The organism is Pseudomonas asiatica, assembly GCF_040214835.1.
Taxonomy (GTDB): Bacteria; Pseudomonadota; Gammaproteobacteria; order Pseudomonadales; family Pseudomonadaceae; genus Aquipseudomonas; species Aquipseudomonas putida_Z.
Genome location: NZ_CP157874.1, coordinates 4,493,423 through 4,511,688, shown reverse-complemented (window position 1 = coordinate 4,511,688; position 18,266 = coordinate 4,493,423). Strand labels below are relative to the sequence as shown.

Annotated in this window: 13 protein-coding genes; 10 read left to right on the top strand and 3 right to left on the bottom strand. The window is 61.7% G+C overall.

The window, feature by feature from the left end:
* The first annotated feature begins 1 nt into the window (after window position 1).
* The 8 genes from ABNP31_RS20140 to ABNP31_RS20105 all read left to right on the top strand — a co-directional run bounded on the left by ABNP31_RS20140 (window position 2) and on the right by ABNP31_RS20105 (window position 9,621).
* Window positions 2–3,001 (top strand): serine/threonine-protein kinase, encoded by a 3,000-nt coding sequence (locus tag ABNP31_RS20140; protein WP_350012695.1) that lies wholly within the window; start codon window positions 2–4, stop codon window positions 2,999–3,001.
* Window positions 3,001–3,705, top strand: coding sequence for an ATP-binding cassette domain-containing protein (locus ABNP31_RS20135; protein ID WP_085665234.1), 705 nt, complete (start codon window positions 3,001–3,003; stop codon window positions 3,703–3,705). Before ABNP31_RS20140 ends, ABNP31_RS20135 begins: the two co-directional genes overlap by 1 nt.
* Window positions 3,705–4,907 carry an FtsX-like permease family protein gene (locus tag ABNP31_RS20130; RefSeq protein WP_025340303.1) on the top strand — a complete coding sequence of 401 codons (1,203 nt, stop codon included), beginning with the start codon at window positions 3,705–3,707 and terminating at the stop codon, window positions 4,905–4,907. The genes ABNP31_RS20135 and ABNP31_RS20130 overlap by 1 nt, the downstream gene beginning before the upstream one ends.
* Complete coding sequence (locus tag ABNP31_RS20125; protein ID WP_238066839.1) at window positions 4,900–6,696, top strand: formylglycine-generating enzyme family protein; 1,797 nt, start codon at window positions 4,900–4,902, stop codon at window positions 6,694–6,696. Before ABNP31_RS20130 ends, ABNP31_RS20125 begins: the two co-directional genes overlap by 8 nt.
* A 71-nt stretch (window positions 6,697–6,767) precedes the next feature.
* Window positions 6,768–7,673 (top strand): type VI secretion system-associated lipoprotein TagQ, encoded by a 906-nt coding sequence (tagQ, locus tag ABNP31_RS20120; RefSeq protein ID WP_085665237.1) that lies wholly within the window; start codon window positions 6,768–6,770, stop codon window positions 7,671–7,673.
* 125 nt (window positions 7,674–7,798) lie between these two features.
* Window positions 7,799–8,692 (top strand): hypothetical protein, encoded by an 894-nt coding sequence (locus ABNP31_RS20115; RefSeq protein ID WP_038408275.1) that lies wholly within the window; start codon window positions 7,799–7,801, stop codon window positions 8,690–8,692.
* Window positions 8,689–9,129 carry a hypothetical protein gene (locus ABNP31_RS20110; RefSeq protein ID WP_075046084.1) on the top strand — a complete coding sequence of 147 codons (441 nt, stop codon included), beginning with the start codon at window positions 8,689–8,691 and terminating at the stop codon, window positions 9,127–9,129. Before ABNP31_RS20115 ends, ABNP31_RS20110 begins: the two co-directional genes overlap by 4 nt.
* Window positions 9,130–9,159: 30 nt before the next feature.
* Complete coding sequence (locus ABNP31_RS20105; RefSeq protein WP_350012694.1) at window positions 9,160–9,621, top strand: hypothetical protein; 462 nt, start codon at window positions 9,160–9,162, stop codon at window positions 9,619–9,621.
* 577 nt (window positions 9,622–10,198) lie between these two features.
* Here ABNP31_RS20105 and ABNP31_RS20100 read toward each other — a convergent pair.
* Window positions 10,199–10,735 carry a BRO-N domain-containing protein gene (locus ABNP31_RS20100; protein WP_350012693.1) on the bottom strand — a complete coding sequence of 179 codons (537 nt, stop codon included), beginning with the start codon at window positions 10,733–10,735 and terminating at the stop codon, window positions 10,199–10,201.
* A 357-nt stretch (window positions 10,736–11,092) separates the two neighbouring features.
* Here ABNP31_RS20100 and ABNP31_RS20095 point away from each other — a divergent pair, with 357 nt between their 5' ends.
* Window positions 11,093–12,304 (top strand): ParA family protein, encoded by a 1,212-nt coding sequence (locus ABNP31_RS20095; RefSeq protein ID WP_350012692.1) that lies wholly within the window; start codon window positions 11,093–11,095, stop codon window positions 12,302–12,304.
* A 10-nt stretch (window positions 12,305–12,314) separates the two neighbouring features.
* Window positions 12,315–12,995, top strand: a complete 681-nt coding sequence (locus ABNP31_RS20090) for a RelA/SpoT domain-containing protein (protein ID WP_350012691.1) — start codon at window positions 12,315–12,317, stop codon at window positions 12,993–12,995.
* 77 nt (window positions 12,996–13,072) lie between these two features.
* Here the strand turns inward: ABNP31_RS20090 and ABNP31_RS20085 are convergent, their stop codons facing one another.
* Both ABNP31_RS20085 and ABNP31_RS20080 read right to left on the bottom strand, forming a co-directional pair.
* The gene (locus tag ABNP31_RS20085) at window positions 13,073–14,323 is read right to left on the bottom strand and encodes a ribonucleotide-diphosphate reductase subunit beta (RefSeq protein ID WP_024087598.1); all 1,251 of its coding nucleotides are present in this window, start codon (window positions 14,321–14,323) and stop codon (window positions 13,073–13,075) included.
* Window positions 14,324–14,569: 246 nt separating this feature from the next.
* A complete protein-coding gene (locus ABNP31_RS20080) occupies window positions 14,570–17,449 on the bottom strand; it encodes a ribonucleoside-diphosphate reductase subunit alpha (protein ID WP_025340287.1) in 2,880 nt (959 codons plus the stop codon).
* Window positions 17,450–18,266: the final 817 nt, after the last annotated feature.

The following is an 18,266-nucleotide window of genomic DNA, read 5'->3' as shown; positions in this document are numbered from 1 at the left end:
CATGCAGATTCCCGGATTCGACATCGACAGCGAGATTGGCCAGGGCGCCATGGCCAGCGTCTACCTGGCCACCCAGCGCTCGCTGCAGCGCAAGGTGGCGCTGAAGGTGATGGCCGCGAGCCTTGCCGCCGACCCTACCTTCTGCGAGCGCTTCCTGCGCGAAGGGCGCACCCTGGCGCGGCTGGCGCACCCGCACATCGCCACCATCCATGACATCGGCAACGTCGGCGAGCTGTACTACATGGCCATGGAGTACCTGCCCAGCGGCACCCTCAAGGAGCGCATCGCCGCCGGGCTTGCACCCGAGCAGGGCTTGCTGTACGTGCGGCAGATCGCCCAGGCGCTGGGTTATGCCCACGGCCAGGGGTTGGTGCACCGCGACGTGAAACCGGCCAACATCCTGTTCCGCGCCGACGGCACGGCGGTGCTCTCGGACTTTGGCATCGCCAAGTCGCTGGATGACCGCACCCAGTTCACCCAGGCTGGCTTCGCCGTCGGCACCCCGAGCTACATGAGCCCGGAGCAGGCGCGGGGCATGGACATCGACGGCCGCGCCGACCTGTATGCGCTTGGGGTGGTGCTGTACGAGATCCTTGTCGGCGAGCTGCCCTACCGTGGCACCGATGCGTTGTCGACCGCACTGGCCCACCTGACCGAGCCACTACCGGAGCTGCCCATCGAGCACGGGCGCTACCAGGACATCCTGCGCGGGCTGCTGGCCAAGGACCCCGATCAACGCTTCGCCGATGCCGACGCGTTGCTGGCCGCACTCGACCGCTTGCCTGCCGATGACCAGGACAGCACAGTGATCCGGCCGTTGCCGGTCGCGATGCCGGGCAAGGCAGACCTTGGCGGCTTGACGCCGGTGTCCATCGATATTCCGCAGGCCACGGCCGAGCCGGTCGCCTCACCCACGCCTGCAAAGGAGCCGTCCCGGCCCAGGCCCGTTGCGCCGCCGAAACCAGCCTCGGCCATGCCGGCCAAGGCCATGCTGGCCGTGGCCATAGCCGCGGCGCTTGGCCTGGGCGCGACCTTGTTCTGGTTGCGCAGTGGCAGCGACCAACCGGATGTGCAGCCACCCGTGGCGCAAACCGCGAGCGAACCGTTGACGACAACCGCTCCACCGCCAGCGGCCAGCGAAGACGGCCGGCCTTTGTTGATGCCGGGCAAGAAAACCCTGTTCCAACGCGTGCTGAGCAAGCCCGAAGCGCAACTGCGCGCACGGCCCGGTGACAGCGCGGGTGAACCGCTGCCGGCGTTCTCGGTGCTGTACGTGTACCAGCGCAAGGACATCGACGGCCAGCCCTGGCTGGAAGTTGGCGCCTCCAGCAGCGGCCAGCGCGACGGCTGGTTGCCTGCGGCGCAAACCAGCGACTGGAAGCAAAGCCTGGTGCTGAAGTTTACCGAGCGTTCCGGCCGTTCACCGGTGATGTTCATGCGCCAGGCCGATGACCTGCAGCAACTGCTCGACGACACCGGCAAGGCCCGCGCCGACCTGCTCAAGGCGCAGAACGAGCCCGACCAGGTGCCCCAGGTGCTGGCCCTGGAGCCCGCCGCCAGCGCGGTGCCGCAGAACCAGTTCTACCTGATGCCGATCTTCGACTACCGCGAAAGCTTCGGCGCCGACGGCCAGCCGGTGCAGTTGCTCAATGTCGCCTCCATCGACCCCGGCAGCAGCGTTCGCAGCCAGGCGGCCACGGCTGCCGGTGCGGCCGTGGCAACGGACAACCGCTTCCGTACCGGCATCGTCCTGGTGGTCGACACGTCGGTGTCGATGCAACCCTACATCGACCGCGTGCGCCAGGTGGTCAGCGAACTGCAGGCGCAACTGGCTGCACGGGGCGAGCTGGGCAATGTCAGCTTCGGCCTGGTGGGCTTTCGCAACAGCGTCAAGCGCACCCCGGGCCTGGACTACCTGAGCAAGACCCTGGTCAGCCTGGAGGAGGGCCGCGACCCGGCGCGCTTCCTCAAGGCTGCCGCGCAGGTCAAGGCCACCAGCGTCTCCAGCCATTCGTTCAACGAAGATGCCTTTGCCGGCGTGATGCAGGCCGTGGAGGGCATGGACTGGTCGGGCTATGGCGGGCGTATCGTCCTGCTGGTCAGCGATGCCGGTGCCCTGCGCAAGAACGACCCCTACAGCAGCACACAGATGAACGAGGCCGAGGTTCGCCAGGCTGCGTTGAGCAAGCAGATCAGGATATACGCCCTGCACCTGCGCACCCCGGCCGGTGCGAAAAACCATGGCGCTGCCGAAAGCCAGTACCGCGTGCTTACCGCCGACAGCAACCCGCAGATCGGTGACTTGTACGTGGCTGTGCCGGGCGGCGATGTGGGCGCCTTTGGCGAGCGCGTGCGCGAGATCGGCTCGACGTTCGCCGAACTGGTGCACCAGGTGCGTGAACAGCAGCCACAGCCGTTGCCACAGTTGGGCTCGGGCGCGAGCCTGGCGGCGAAGTCCCAGGCGATCGGTTATGCCATGCACATGGACTTCCTCGGCCGTAACGGCGCCAGCCAGGCGCCGCAACTGGTCAGCGCCTGGGCCGCCGACCATGACCTGGCCAACCCGGCGTTGCCGAGCCTGCAGGTGTGCGTGATGCTGACCAAGCTGCAACTCAATGACCTGCAGCAGTCGCTGAAGCTGATCGTCGATGCCGCGCGCAAGACCCGCAGTTCGCCGGGTGATTTCTTCAACGAGATCGCCAGCGCGAGCGCCTACATGAGCCGCGATCCGGGTGCCCTGCGCAAGGGCGCAAACCTGGCCCAGGGCGGGGTACTGGGGGAATACCTCGAAGGCCTGCCGTACCGCAGCAAGTCCCTGAGCATGACCGAGGACCTGTGGCTGTCGCTGTCGGTGGCCGAACAGGAGGATTTCATCGACGAGCTGGACTCGAAGATCCGCCTGTACGAAACCTTCCACAACGACATGGCCAACTGGGTGCGCTTCGGCAAGGCCGAGCCGGGCGATGCCCTGTACCGTGTACCGCTGTCGACGCTGCCGTGATGATCAGCCTGCACGCGGTGCACAAGACGCGCGGCCAGGGTGCCCAGCGCTACAGCCTGCAGATCGACCGGCTGCAGCTGGCGGCAGGGGCACGGGTCGCCCTGGTCGGCCCCAGCGGCTGCGGCAAGAGTACCTTGCTCGACCTGCTGGCGTTGGTGCTGGCGCCGGATGCCGCCGAGGGCTTCGTCTTCGCCGGCACCGATGTGGCTGGCCTGTGGCGCCAGCGCCGCCTCGATCAGTTGGCGGCGCTGCGCAGCCGCCAGCTGGGCTATGTGCTGCAGGCCGGCGGATTGCTCGGTTTCCTCGATGTGCGTGGCAATATCAGCCTGCCACGGCAGCTGTTGGGGCTGGGCGAGGACGGCAGCGTCCAACGCCTGGCCGAGGCGCTGGACGTGCGTGACCAGCTGGCCAAGAAACCTGCCGCGTTGTCGCTGGGGCAACGTCAGCGGGTCAGCTGCGCCCGGGCCCTGGCGCATGCGCCGGCATTGTTGCTGGCCGACGAGCCTACCGCGGCGCTGGACCCGGTGAACGCCGAGCGGGTCATGCAGTTGCTGCTGCGTGAAGCACAGGCGCGCCAGGTGACCTGCGTGCTCGCCACCCATGACGAAGCGCTGGCGCGCCGGGCCGGGTTGAGCGTGCTGCGCATGGCCTGCCGGCGCGATGCCGACGGTGGCGTCACCGCCACCTTGGCGCAGGCCGTCTGATGCGCCCGTGGCTGATCGCCGGCCTGGCCTGGCAGGACTACCGCAACGATGCGCGGCTGTCGGCGTGCAGCGTGTTGGCGCTGGTCGCGGTGATCGCGCCCTTGCTGGTGCTGTTCGGGCTCAAGTTCGGCCTGGTCGGCAGCCTGACCGAGCGGCTGCAACGCGACCCGAGCGTACGCGAGATCATTCCCTTGGGCGGTGGCCGTTTCCGCGCCGATTTCATCGATGCCCTGGGGCAGCGACCGGACGTCGCCTTCGCCATCGCGCGGACCCGGCAGATCGCCGCCACTGCAGAACTGCTGCTGCCTGCCAAGGGGCGTGCGGTAACCGTCGAGATGCTGCCGACCGCTGCCGGTGACCCCTTGTTGCAACAGGTGCCGCCGCCGCAGGGCCTGCAGCAGGTAGTACTGAGCTTTACCGCTGCCGAGAAGCTCGGTGCCGCTGCCGGTGATGAACTGCAGGCCAGCTTCAGCCGGCAGCAGGCCGGCCAGGTGCAATGGCGCCAGACGCGCCTGCAGGTAGCTGCCGTGCTGCCGTTGGCGGCGTTCGAGCGCGATGGCCTGTTTGCTTCCCTGGCCCTGCTCGAAGCGGTCGAGGACTACCGCGACGGGCGCGGCGTGCCGGCGCTGGGCTGGCCGGGCGAGGCCGCAGGCAATGATGCGCAGCGGATATACCCGGCGTTTCGCCTGTATGCCCGTGGGCTGGCTGATGTCGAGACGCTGCGCGCCTACTTTGCCGAACGCAAGTGGCTGGTATCGACCCAGGCAGCGCAGATCGCCCAGGTGCAGGCGCTGAGCCGCAACCTTGACCTAGTGTTCTGGATCATCACCAGCCTGGCCGTGGCCGGTGCCGTGGCAGCCATCGCCGCTGGCGCGGTGGCGGCGGTACAGCGCAAGCAGCGTGAGCTGGCGGTGCTGCGCCTGCTGGGGTTCGGCACGGCCGCGCTGCTGCTGTTCGTGGTGCTGCAGGCGCTGTACAGCGGCGTGCTGGCGGCCGCAGTTGCCGGCGCCCTGTACCTGCTGGCCGAGCAGGGCCTCAACCGGATCTTCACGCAGGTGCCAGGCGAATACGCCAGCCATCTGTTGCCCATGCATTACTTCGTTGCGTTGTCTGCGGTGCTGCTGGCCAGCACAGCCGCTGCTGCCCTGGGTGGCTGGCGGGTGACGCGCATCGATGCCAGTCAAGGAATCCGTGATGTCTGAACTTCGTCTCGGGGCTACGGCCCTGCTTCTGACCACGCTGGGCCTGGCGGCCTGTTCGCCGGGTACCGACGAGCCGCCTGCCAAATCGGCCAAGCCGGCCAACGCCGCTGCCGCCAGCACCCCGGCACAGCCGGTCGACACCAGCAAGCTGGACAACCCCAAGCCCTTGCCGGGCGACGTCAGCCTGCCGCTGCCATGCGGCGGCGAACTGGTACTGCGCAGCGTCTACGTGTTGGCCCAGGGCAGCCTGGACGACCGCGAGGTCAACCTCGGCTACCCGTTCAGCGAGGGCGAGGCCGGCTACCAGCAGTCGTTCATTTCCGGTTATCGGCGTGACTTCATCAATGGCCAGTTCAGCCTCCAGGACCTTTCGCCCGCCTGGCAGAAGGCTGTCGCCCCCAACCTGCCCGTACTCGACCAGGCTGGCCCGCTCAAGCCGATGATGTATTTCATCGGCAAGTACGAGGTCAGCGCCCGGCAGTATGCCCAGGTGATGGCTCAGGCCCAGTCGCTGGCCAGCGGCGAGGCGGCGCCGGCCTGTCAGCCCGATACCACGGCGGCGGGGCGCCTGCCCAAGGTCAAGCTGTCGCGTTTCGAGGCCGAGCGCTTTGCCGCGGTCTACAGTGCCTGGCTGCTCAAGCATCACCGTGACCTGCTGCCGATCAGTGGCCGGGGCAGCAAGGCCGAGGACGGCGGGGTCGGTTTTGTGCGCCTGCCCACCGAAGTGGAGTGGGAGTTCGCTGCCCGTGGCGGCTCTGCGGTAAGCCGCCAGGAACTGGAAGGGCGGCTGTTCCCGCGCAAGGTCCAGGGTAGTGACAGCGACGGGCCGCTTGGCGACTGGGCAGTGTTCAACCAGGTGGCTGGCGGCACCGGGCAGGCCGCACGCCTGATGCCGATCGGTACCCGGCTGCCGAACCCGCTGGGGCTGTTCGATGTGATCGGCAATGCCGCCGAAATGGTTCAGGAGTCGTTCCAGCTGGTGCATGCCGGCCGCTTGCAAGGCGCCTATGGCGGCTTCGTGGTCAAGGGCGGCAACTACCTGGAAGGCGAGGGCACGCTGTTTACCGGCATGCGCCGCGAGTACCCGCTGTTTGGCGCTGACGGTACCGAACAGCGCAACGAGACCACGGGCTTCCGGGTGGCCATCGGCGCCTTGTCGGCACCCCGTTCGCGTTACCAGGAACTGTTCGAGCAGTGGCAAAAGGAAGGGCGCCTGGCCAGCCTTACCGACGATATTGATGCCGTGCAGGACCCGACCAAGCGCCTGGACAGCATCATCGCCGCCACCGCCGACCCGCGCCAGCAGGCCGAGCTGGGGCTGGTCAACGAAGAACTCAAGCGCAGCGTTTCGCTGATCGGCCGCCAGCGCGAAGAGGCTGCCGGCAACCTGATCCAGTCCGCCGCGCTGGTGGCCGAGACCATCAACAACTACAACATTCGCCTGACCAACCTGCGCAACACCCAGGCCGAGGCCAAGGCGCGTGGCGACCAGACCACCGTGAGCATGTACGCCGCAGCCATCGCCAACGGCCGCGCCGCCCTCGATGGCGCCGTGGCGATCTACATCGACAACCTGGCCAGTGGTACGCGCTACACCGATGCGGTGATCCAGGCGCAGTTCCAGCGGGTCAAGGAAGAGCTCAACCGCAAACCGGTCCTGGGCAAGAGCCTGGTGAGCCGCGCGACCCTGTTCGTTCGCCATGTTGGGGAGTACCGCCAGAACCGGCGGGCCGACCCGGCAACGATCCTCAAGGAGCTCCTGGCATCGGCCGCTGCGCGGCCTTCGTAGTGGCTTCTGCCTGACGCAACCGCGGGGTGGCATGAAGCCCCCCGTTTTAACCACCCACGTGAGAAAGTGACATGTTCAAGACCATCTTCACGGCTACCCATGCCCGTTCCGCCCTGCTGCTCGCCGCCGGTTTCAGCACTGTTCTGCTGGCAGGCTGCTCCAGCTCTCCGGTGTCCAAGGTTGGTGCCACGACCAAGGTCGAGTACTACCCGAGCTGCTACGAGCCCGTGCAGCACCTGCGCTCCACCGACGGTGACATGACCCGCTCGGTTGCCACAGGCGCCGTCATCGGGGCCCTCGGCGGTGCCTTGACCGGCGCCCTGGTCGACGGCGACAACCGCGGCCGCAATGCCGCCATCGGTGCGGCGGGTGGTGCCCTGGTGGGCGGTGCGGCCGGTTACTACACCGAGCGCCAGAAGCAGATCAGTGACGACAAGCAGCGCATTGCCTCGTACGCCACCGACATCGACAAGAGCGCTGCCGACCTGGACCGCACCACGGCCTATGCCAAGGCTTCGCAGAGCTGCTACCAGCGTGAGTTCACCAGCCTGATCGACGGCCGCAAGGCCAACCGCATCAACGACACCGAAGGGCGCAAGCGCCTGGCCGAGATCGTCTCGGGCCTGCAGGAGTCGAACAAGCTGCTGGCCACCGTCAACGGCCGCGTTGCGGAAAACCTCGACAACTACACCCAGGCCTACGAGCAGGACCTCAAGCAGGTTGGCGTGGCCCGTACCGAGGTAGCGACCGTGGCTGAACCGCCCAAGACCACCACTGGCAAGAAGAAGACCCAGGCCGTCAAGGTGAACACGAACGTGCCGCAAGAGGCGGTCGCCACCGAGAAGACCCTGCAGAAGGCCACTACCAAGAAAGCCGAAGCCCAGCAGGTGGCCAATGCTGGCGTCGACCAGGTCAACAAGATGTGCCGCAGCCCCGACATGGGTGACTGGGCGCCGGTGCCTTGCCCGAACGTGTAACCCACGCTCCGTTGCGCTCGCGCCGGTGCACGTGCAGCCCCTGGCAGGTCGCCTGACCTGCACGGGGCGTGCGTGGGCCGGCGCAGCGGCTTTTCGAATCAAGGAGAGTTGTCGTGACTGATCTGATGTCCGGCGCCCTGGGCGGCTACCGGCAGCAAATGGCGCGTCAGCGGCTGTTGTTGACCGTCGACCAGCAGAAGCTGTTCAGGGCCATCGATGCCGACCCGGGTATCGTGGGTGCTGGTGTTGTCTATATCGATGCCGAGTACAACGTGATCGTGCTGCGCGAATTCAAGCCTATCTGCAGCATTGCGCCCAAGCGTGTGATTCTGCAGGAGGCAGCACCTTACAAGTCACCTGAACAGTTCATGACCCAGCTGCAAACCGGCGCGCGTGAGCGCAAGGTGATGGCAGAGGCCGTGAACGCCAGTCTGGGTTGCCTCTCGGCCTATCTTGGTTGGGTCGTCATGTTCAGTGGCACCATTGCCGTACCGTTCACTGGCGGCGCCAGCATGGTGTTGACGGCGGTCGGTTATGCCGCCGCGGCTGCGGGTACCGGGCAGTGCATGATGGGCGGGTACCGAGTGTTCAACGAAGTGTTCGACCCAGGGCAGAACGACTGGCTCGACAGTAACGACACGGTCCAGACCGTGATGAGCATACTGGACGGCGTCGCGCTGGCAGGTGTGGGCGCATCGAGCCTGAACACCGTGCGGTTCCTGCAGGCTCGCAAAGCGGCTACCGGCAAGGGCTGGAGGGAGCTGTTCCATAGCCTGTCGCGGCAGCAACGCAAGGCGCTGGCCGAGGAGCTTCTGCTCATCAAGCATCCGTCGCTCACTGCCAAGCAGCTCAAGCTGAAGCAAGCGGCGGGTACTGCGATCAAACGTTTTACCCCTACCGAAATTCAGCATGCCACGCGTACCTTGATCAAAGACTCGATAGGCGGCTTGTCGGGCTTTGGCAGCAGTAGCTTCGTGCAATCGGTTGCCGTTGGGCTTTACGAGGAGATTACCGAGTGACCCGTGACCAGGAGCTGCAAGCGTTTCTTTCCCGTTATTTCGGCGTGTTCATTGCCGAGTTTTTCTTTTCCTGCATGGCGCTGGGCGGCACCGTCTCGCTGGTGTTCTCCACCTATATGCGCAGCTCAGACCCTGAACTCTCGGTGATGGTGCTGGCGGCAGCCGGTGTAGTGAGCGCCGCCTCGCATATCGCGATGGTGCGTGGCTTTGCCTGGGGCGTGCGCGGTGTGATCGGCATCCTCGTGGTTGCCTTGCTCGCCGCATTGCCCAGCTACGGTTATCGCCCGCACATGGGGGCGTACATTTCCGTCCTGGTGTTCGGTTTGCTGGCTCTGCTGATCATCAACAGCCAGCGTTACCGCGAGATGCGCGTGCGCCTGGTGGAGTATCGGGACATCCGTAAATTCAACCGTCGCGCGGCTAAAACCTCTAAATGAACCTTTCTCTGATGTAACGAGGGGATCGGGATGAATCTGCGCCGAAAGCGTACCTGGCTCGGTGGTTTGCTATTGCCCTTGCTCGTTGCTTGCAATGGCCATAAGGTCGAGCGTGTCGTGGTCTATGAGAATAACGTCCATCACTGGCGCATCGAGCACGTGGTGGAGCAGAACTGGCCGGTGGGGCCTCGCCAGTATTATCAGGTGTTTCTCAAGGACCGCCTGCTGATCCTGCCTGCCAATGTGTTCAACGACGAGCGCGACATTAGTGAGTTCGTTGCTGCGGGCGGTTTCGACATCAGCAACTGGCGCAACGACACGATCATCGTGGCGTTCGAGAACGTGCAAAAGCGCGAAGGTGGCAACGAGCATTTTGTCCGCTTGCTGATGATCACCCCGGAGTACAAGGAAGGGGAGGTGATACTGAGCGACATGGCGAGCCATATGCAGATCGTGGTGCAGCGGGTGGAGCCGGTTGGGGAGGGGAAGTAGCAGGGCAGTGGTGTTGTAGGCAAGCAAATGAACTCGCTGTGGATGTCACCGGCATTTGTGGGAGCGGGCAAGCCCGCGAAGCAGGCGCCTCGGTGGATGGCACCGGCTGCGCCGGTGTTCGCGGCTAAAGCCGCTCCTACAGTTACAGCGTTAACCTGAAGCCAGCGCAGTACCTGTGGGAGCGGGCAAGCCCGCGAAGCAGGCGACGCGGTGCATGGCACCGGCTGCGCCGGTGTTCGCGGCCACGGCCGCTCCCACAGGTACAGCGTGATCCCGAAGCCAGCACAGTACCTGTGGGAGCGGGCAAGCCCGCGAAGCAGGCGACGCGGTGATGGCATCGGCTTCGCCGGTGTTCGCGGCCACGGCCGCTCCCACAGGTACAGCGTGATCCCGAAGCCAGCGCAATACCTGTGGGAGCGGGCAAGCACGCGAAGCAGGCGACGCGGTGCATGGCACCGGCTGCGCCGGTGTTCGCGGCCACGGCCGCTCCCACAGGTACAGCATTAACCCGAAGCCAGCGCAGTACCTGTGGGAGCGGGTTCACCCGCGAAGAGGCCCGCCCAGGCAAACCCGCCGCTTAAACCCCATGCAACCGCAGCGCCCGCTGCGCACACTCCCGCCAACTCAACTTCGGCTTCTCTACCGGCGGCAGCTGTTGCACTTCCCCTGCCAGCACCACCGGCATATCCCGCATCCTCACCCAAGGCTCACTCTGCCAATACAACAACGTCGCGCTGCGCCCCCCAGGCCAGCACATCTGCCCCAGTCGCGGAACATCCTCCACCCCGTCCTCCTGCCGATCACGCAGCACCGCCACCACCTCATGCGTCAGCCACCAGCGCAAATGCCGGTTCTCCGGTACATGGTGATGCGCCAACAAGGTATAGGCCCCGGATTCGCTGACCATCGTGGTTTCCTGGTACTTGCCATAGCGCAGCAACTGCACGGAGCGGTACTGATCCGGGTCGAGCTTGCGCATGCAGTGTTCGTCGTAGAAGTGCCCGCTCAACCGGCCGAGTTCGTGGGCGCAGAACCAGGCTTGGGATTCGAGCCAGAGGGTGTGGAGGGGGCGGTTGTGGCGGGTGAAGAGGGTGGGATTTTGAAGGTCAGTCATGGCTGGCCTCCGTGATCCTTTCAGATTTAAACAGGCGAGACGCATGTGCGAAGAGCCTGAAATTGCTGGATTTGGTAGGCATTTCCGTTACCTCTACGTGATTTCAGCTTTCTTAGGGCTGGGTGTCGGGAGCTAAGAAATCCCACGTAGCGGACCGGACGTATTCCCCTTGCGGGTCTTGTATTAGTCCGCTCCCGACATAACACGTTTTGTGCGTGCAGGATTAGACCACAGGCACAAAAAAGCCGCATCTGTCGGGGCGGATTGACCGCTACGTGAGGCGTTTCTTAGGCGCCGCGGTTACCGTACTCTTACCTTGCAGATGGGTCAAATCTGGTGGCTGTAGGATTTTTCTCTATGTTGCCAATAGATAAGGCCCTGGAGCAGCGTGTTCAAATACAGGCTACCGTTTTCAGTGGCCATGTGCCATTATTAGGCCTCCTAAGTAAAGGATTTAATGGTGTGAAGATTCTTTCTGTATTCAATAATAAGGGCGGAGTCGGCAAAACTACTCTGACTTACCATTTGGCGCATTCTCTAAGTGAGGCGGGGTACAAAGTCTTACTTTTAGATGCGGATCCTCAGTGTAATTTGACTATCTACTCAATGCCGGTTGAAACTATTCATGATATGTGGGAAAAGGAGGATAGTTGTGTAGAGTTGGGGATTGAAGAGTTTAGGAAGAATAAATCGGCTCAAGAAATTGATGATTTGGAGGCAGAAACTCGATCGCTTCACTATCTGCTTCAGCCAACTATTGATGGTACTGGTGACTATGAGCGATTGCCGCCTCCGCATAAAATAACAAGAAATCTTCATATAATCCCTGGGCGGTTATCCATACACGAATTTGAAGAGAAGATATCCTCTCGATGGAGTGATGCTTATCGTGGCGATGCGTTGGCAATTCGAACCATCACTAAGATTAGAAGCCTTTCAGAGGAATACGCAAAGAAAAATAAATATGATTTTGTGATTGTTGATACCTCACCAAGCTTGGGTTCGCTTAATAAGACAATTATATCGACTGTGGATGGCTTTTTTGTTCCTGCAGCGCCGGACATGTTCTCGCTGTACGGTATCAGAAACATTGGTAGTAGTCTTAGGAAGTGGCATGAGGAATTTGACATAATCTATAAGTTAATTTCAAAGGATAAACGAAAACTTTTCCCTGCTGAGTTTGTAAAGTTTCTTGGCTATACGATATATAATGCGAGGAAGTACACGAAGCACAGTTCAAAGTGGAATTTGGCACAGGCGCATTTGAAATATGCTCTTCAGATTCCTGATATTATCAATACGCATATTGGTGCCGATCTTCGTAAAGGTATTAGTGATGATCTTCTGTCGGAGCCGATCGGTGGCGAGTCCGTAATGCATGGGCATAATACTTTTCCGAGTCTAGCCCAGCATTATCGTGTTCCAATGTGGAAGATACCTAAAATCCCTCGGTTGGATAAAGAACATCAAAACACTGTAAACGGGCAGAAACCTGATATTCTTGCCACCAAAGAAAAATATAAAGAATTCTCCGACTCGCTTATTGAGCGGATTGAGTTGATTGGATAATAGGTTGTTTATGGATGACTTGGTGCGGAAAGCTACGGTTAACGGGATGGTCGAGCAGTATCGTGAGAAGAAGAGGCTATTTGAACTATTTCTTACTAATGTTCAGGCTGATTTCGCTTCGTCGCCAGCTTTGAACACTGGAGTACCCTCAGTAATCCACTCTACTAAAACTCGCTTGAAGGATGAGGGGCATCTTGCAAAAAAAATCTATCGGAAACTTTCTGAAGGTAGGAGTATAACCAAGGATAATTTGTTTTCGGAGATTACAGATTTCGCTGGAATTAGAATTCTGCACCTTCACCAGAATCAATTTTCAGGTATACACAAGTTTGTAATGAAAAAGGTCTCTTCAAAGCACTGGAAATTGCTCGAAAAGCCCATAGCTTATACTTGGGATCCTGAGTCTGTTGAGTTTTTTAAAGCGTTTAAGATTAGAACCTCAATAAAGCCGTCGTACTATACGAGTGTGCACTATTTGATATCGCCTGCAAATGATGAAAATAATATCTCCTGTGAAATTCAGGTCAGGACATTGTTTGAAGAGGCTTGGGGAGAGATCGATCACTCAATTAACTATCCAGATAAAACTGATCAGGCGGCAACCGTTGAGCAATTAAGAGTCTTATCTAAGCTTGTGTCAACGGGGTCGCGGTTAGCAGATGCTATATTTAAAATTCATGAGGCTAAATAAAAAATGCCGCCTTGAGGCAGCTCTTTTTTACAAAAAAAGGCTGCCAATCGGCAGCCTTCTCTATGCTCGCTCGGATATCAATCCCAGCTCAACGCCCCACCAGTCTGATACTCGATCACGCGGGTCTCGAAGAAGTTCTTCTCTTTCTTCAAGTCCATGATCTCGCTCATCCACGGGAACGGGTTGGTAGTCCCTGGGTACTCTTCCTTCAGGCCAATCTGGGTCAGGCGACGGTTGGCGATGAACTTGAGGTAGTCTTCCATCATCGCTGCGTTCATGCCCAGCACGCCGCGTGGCATGGTGTCACGGGCGTATTCGATCTCCAGCTGGGTCCCTTGCAGGATCATCTGGGTCGCTTCTTCCTTCATCGCCGCGTCCCACAGGTGCGGGTTCTCGATCTTGATCTGGTTGATCACGTCGATACCGAAGTTCAGGTGCATCGACTCGTCACGCAGGATGTACTGGAACTGCTCGGCCACGCCGGTCATCTTGTTGCGGCGGCCCATGGACAGGATCTGGGTGAAGCCGCAGTAGAAGAAGATGCCTTCCAGTACGCAGTAGTAGGCGATCAGGTTGCGCAGCAGCTCTTTGTCGGTTTCGACGGTGCCGGTGTTGAACTCCGGGTCGGAGATGGCGCGGGTGTACTTCAGGCCCCAGGCGGCTTTCTTCGCTACCGATGGGATCTCGTGGTACATGTTGAAGATCTCGCCTTCATCCATGCCCAGCGACTCGATGCAGTACTGGTAGGCGTGGGTGTGGATCGCCTCTTCGAAGGCCTGGCGCAGGATGTACTGGCGGCACTCCGGGTTGGTGATCAGGCGGTACACGGCCAGGGCCAGGTTGTTGGCTACCAGCGAGTCGGCGGTGGAGAAGAAGCCGAGGTTGCGCATGACGATACGGCGCTCGTCTTCGGTCAGGCCGTCCATGCTCTTCCACAGGGCGATGTCGGCGGTCATGTTGACCTCTTGCGGCATCCAGTGGTTGGCGCAGCCGTCCAGGTACTTCTGCCAGGCCCAGTCGTACTTGAACGGTACCAGCTGGTTGAGGTCGGCGCGGCAGTTGATCATGCGCTTTTCGTCAACACGCACGCGGGCGCCGGAGCCTTCCAGCTCGGCCAGGCCTTCGGCGATGTCGAGGTCGTTCAGGGCAGCCTTGGCGCGCTTGACGGCGTCGGAGTCGTCAGCGGTGGCGGCACGGGCTTCCAGGGCGGCGGCACCACCGGCGCTGTCGAGCTTGTCGAGGGTGGCGGCGGCAGCGGCCTGCGCAGGGGTGTTGCCTTTGGCGGCTACTTCGCCGTCTTCTTTATCGAATTCGTCCCAACTCAGCATGGTGAGATGCTCCTGCTTGAGGGCCATCTATCAAGTATGGCCGGTGGATCTTGGTTGCGGTGCGGTGCACGCAAATCTGAGGTGCCCGAAAAGGGCTGGCCGCGGTTTTGTAGCCACGGCTTGTTGTGTCTGGCTGTGGAGAGGCGGCGGGAGTGCCGGCCTCATCGCGGGTGAACCCGCTCCCACAGGGTCCGCAGTGGTGCGGAAAACGCGTTGAGGCTTCCCGCAGGAAGCCTCGGCCTGGCCTTACTGGCAGGCTTCGCAGTCAGGCTCGTCGATCGCGCAGGCCTTCGGCACTGGCGCAGGGCCGGCTGCCTGGACCGGGGCGCTGTCGCCACCGCTGGAAACGGCGTTGAGCTTGCCGGTGTTGATGGTCGACTTCTCGGTGCTGGTCGCGGCCAGGGCACGGAGGTAGTAGGTGGTCTTCAGACCACGGTACCAGGCCATGCGGTAGGTAACGTCCAGCTTTTTGCCCGAGGCGCCGGCGATGTACAGGTTCAGCGACTGGGCCTGGTCGATCCACTTCTGGCGACGCGAGGCGGCATCGACGATCCACTTGGTCTCGACTTCGAACGCGGTGGCGTACAGGTCCTTCAGCTCTTGCGGAATACGCTCGATCTGCTGCACCGAACCGTCGTAGTACTTGAGGTCGTTGATCATTACCGAGTCCCACAGGCCACGGGCCTTCAGGTCGCGGACCAGGTACGGGTTGATCACGGTGAACTCGCCCGACAGGTTCGATTTCACGTACAGGTTCTGGTAGGTCGGCTCGATGGACTGCGACACGCCGGTGATGTTGGCGATGGTCGCGGTCGGCGCGATGGCCATGATGTTCGAGTTACGAATACCTTTCTTGACGCGCTCGCGCACCGGGGCCCAGTCCAGGGACTCTTCCAGGTTGACGTCGATGTACTTGGCGCCACGGGCCTCGATCAGGATCTGTTGCGAATCCAGCGGCAGGATGCCCTTGGACCACAGCGAACCCTGGAAGGTCTCGTACGCACCGCGCTCGTCGGCCAGGTCGCAGGACGCCTGGATGGCGTAGAAGCTGACCGCTTCCATCGACTTGTCGGCGAACTCGACGGCAGCATCGGAGCCGTACGGAATGTGCTGCAGGTACAGCGCATCCTGGAAGCCCATGATGCCCAGGCCGACCGGGCGGTGCTTGAAGTTCGAGTTACGCGCTTGCGGCACCGAGTAGTAGTTGATGTCGATCACGTTGTCGAGCATGCGCACGGCGGTGTTCACGGTGCGTTGCAGCTTGGCGGTGTCCAGCTTGCCGTCGACGATGTGGTTCGGCAGGTTGATCGAGCCCAGGTTGCAGACCGCGATCTCGTCCTTGTTGGTGTTCAGGGTGATCTCGGTGCACAGGTTCGAGCTGTGGACCACGCCCACGTGCTGCTGCGGCGAACGCAGGTTGCACGGGTCCTTGAAGGTCAGCCACGGGTGGCCGGTCTCGAACAGCATCGACAGCATCTTGCGCCACAGGTCTTTGGCCTGGATGGTCTTGAACACCTTGATCTTGTTGTACTCGGTCAAGGCTTCGTAGTACTCGTAGCGCTCTTCGAAGGCCTTGCCGGTCAGGTCGTGCAGGTCTGGCACTTCCGAAGGCGAGAACAGGGTCCACTTGCCGTCATCGAAGACACGCTTCATGAACAGGTCAGGGATCCAGTTGGCGGTGTTCATGTCGTGGGTACGACGACGGTCATCACCGGTGTTCTTGCGCAGCTCGATGAATTCTTCGATGTCCAGGTGCCAGGTTTCCAGGTAGGCACACACGGCGCCCTTGCGCTTGCCACCCTGGTTGACGGCAACGGCGGTGTCGTTGACCACTTTCAGGAACGGAACCACGCCCTGCGACTTGCCGTTGGTGCCCTTGATGTAGGAGCCCAGTGCACGCACAGGGGTCCAGTCGTTGCCCAGGCCACCGGCGAATTTCGACAGCATGGCGTTGTCGTGGATCGCGTGGTAGATGCCCGACAGGTCGTCCGGCACGGTGGTCAGGTAGCAGCTGGACAGCTGCGGGCGCAGGGTGCCGGCGTTGAACAGGGTTGGGGTCGAGGCCATGTAGTCGAAGGACGACAACAGGTTGTAGAACTCGATGGCACGGGCTTCTTTGTCTTTCTCTTCCAGCGCCAGGCCCATGGCCACACGCATGAAGAACACCTGTGGCAGCTCGAAGCGCACGCCATCCTTGTGGATGAAGTAGCGGTCGTACAGGGTCTGCAGGCCCAGGTAGGTGAATTGCTGGTCACGCTCGTGGTCGATGGCCTTGCCCAGGCGGTCAAGATCGTAGCCTTTCAGGGCCGGGTCCAGCAGCTCGAACTCGACGCCTTTGTCGATGTAGGCCGGCAGGGCCTTGGCGTACAGGTCGGCCATTTCGTGGTGGGTGGCGCTCTCGGCCACGTTCAGGAAGCCCAGGCCTTCGGCGCGCAGGGTGTCCATCAGCAGGCGGGCGGTAACGAACGAGTAGTTCGGCTCGCGCTCGACCAGGGTACGGGCGGTCATCACCAGGGCGGTGTTGACGTCCTTGATGGCCACGCCGTCGTACAGGTTCTTCAGGGTGTCGCGCTGGATCAGGTCGCCATCGACTTCGGCCAGGCCTTCGCAGGCTTCGCTGATGATGGTGTTCAGGCGGGCCATGTCGAGCGGCGCCAGGCTGCCGTCGGCCAGGGTGATGCGGATGCTTGGGTGCGGCTCGACCACGGACTCGGTGTTGACGCGGGTGGCACGCTCCTTGGCGCGCTGCTCGCGGTAGATCACGTAGTCACGGGCGACCTTCTGCTCGCCGGCGCGCATCAGGGCCAGTTCGACCTGGTCCTGGATTTCTTCGATGTGGATGGTGCCACCCGATGGCATGCGACGCTTGAACGTGGCGGTGACCTGCTCGGTCAGGCGCGCGACGGTGTCGTGGATGCGCGACGAAGCGGCGGCGGTGCCGCCTTCAACTGCGAGGAACGCCTTGGTGATGGCCACGGTGATCTTGTCGTCGGTGTAGGGGACGACAGTGCCGTTACGCTTGATCACACGCAGTTGGCCGGGAGCGGTGGCGGCCAGATCCTGGTTGGAATCGGCGGCCTGCGGCACCTTGGCCTGCGGGTTCTCGCGAGTTGTGTCGGTTTGCATGGGTGGGTGTCTCCACAGTTTCTATATTGTTCAGGCGCCTTTTGGGCGCCCACCGTTCCGTCCACTTGCTCGATGGCCCGGCGGGGATGGGCAATGCATGCGCATCCGCCCGCGCGGGCGTACCAACTTCGGGACAGACTCAGGAATAAGGGCAATTGGCTCGCCGCTCCCTGGCCGAAGTCAAAGGTTCTGGGCCGGGCCCAAAAACTGTTGCTGATGGATGCCAGGCCTGGCCTGTAACACCCATACCCGAACAAGGCCCTGGAAGGGCTTGCCTCGGTCGCCTCCGCAGGAGCGGTTTGGCTGCTGGAATCACTTGAAGTTCACCCGAAAAAATCGCTTGATTTTGCGGGTTGACTTTTGTGTGTGATTTTGCACGAACCCCTATATCTAGTGGTTCGCTGCGATCGGGATACAAGATAATGCGGTATCGGGGGCTTTGCAAGGCGAGCGCCTGTGGATAACTTGTGCGTACTTTGTGAGTGAATGGTGGGTATTCGCTGTAGGCCTTGTGCCAAGTGGTTTGCAGTATTTTTCTGCGCCTTGCTGCCCCGGGGCAGAATTTTTCGGGCGCGAACCCTATCACAAAAAACGGTTCAGTCTAGGGGCTGCTGGCAGGTTGGCAGTACCGGATGGCAGCCGTAGTATTCCCAGGGGATGTTGCTTTTTGGTTAAAGGGTTATGTTGCCTGTGCTGGCCCTTTCGCGGGTGAACCCGCTCCCACAGGTATTGCACAGGCTTCGAAAGCGGCTCGGTCCCTGTGGGAGCGGGTTCACCCGCGAAGGGGCCGGCACAGGCCACAGAAAAACAACAAACA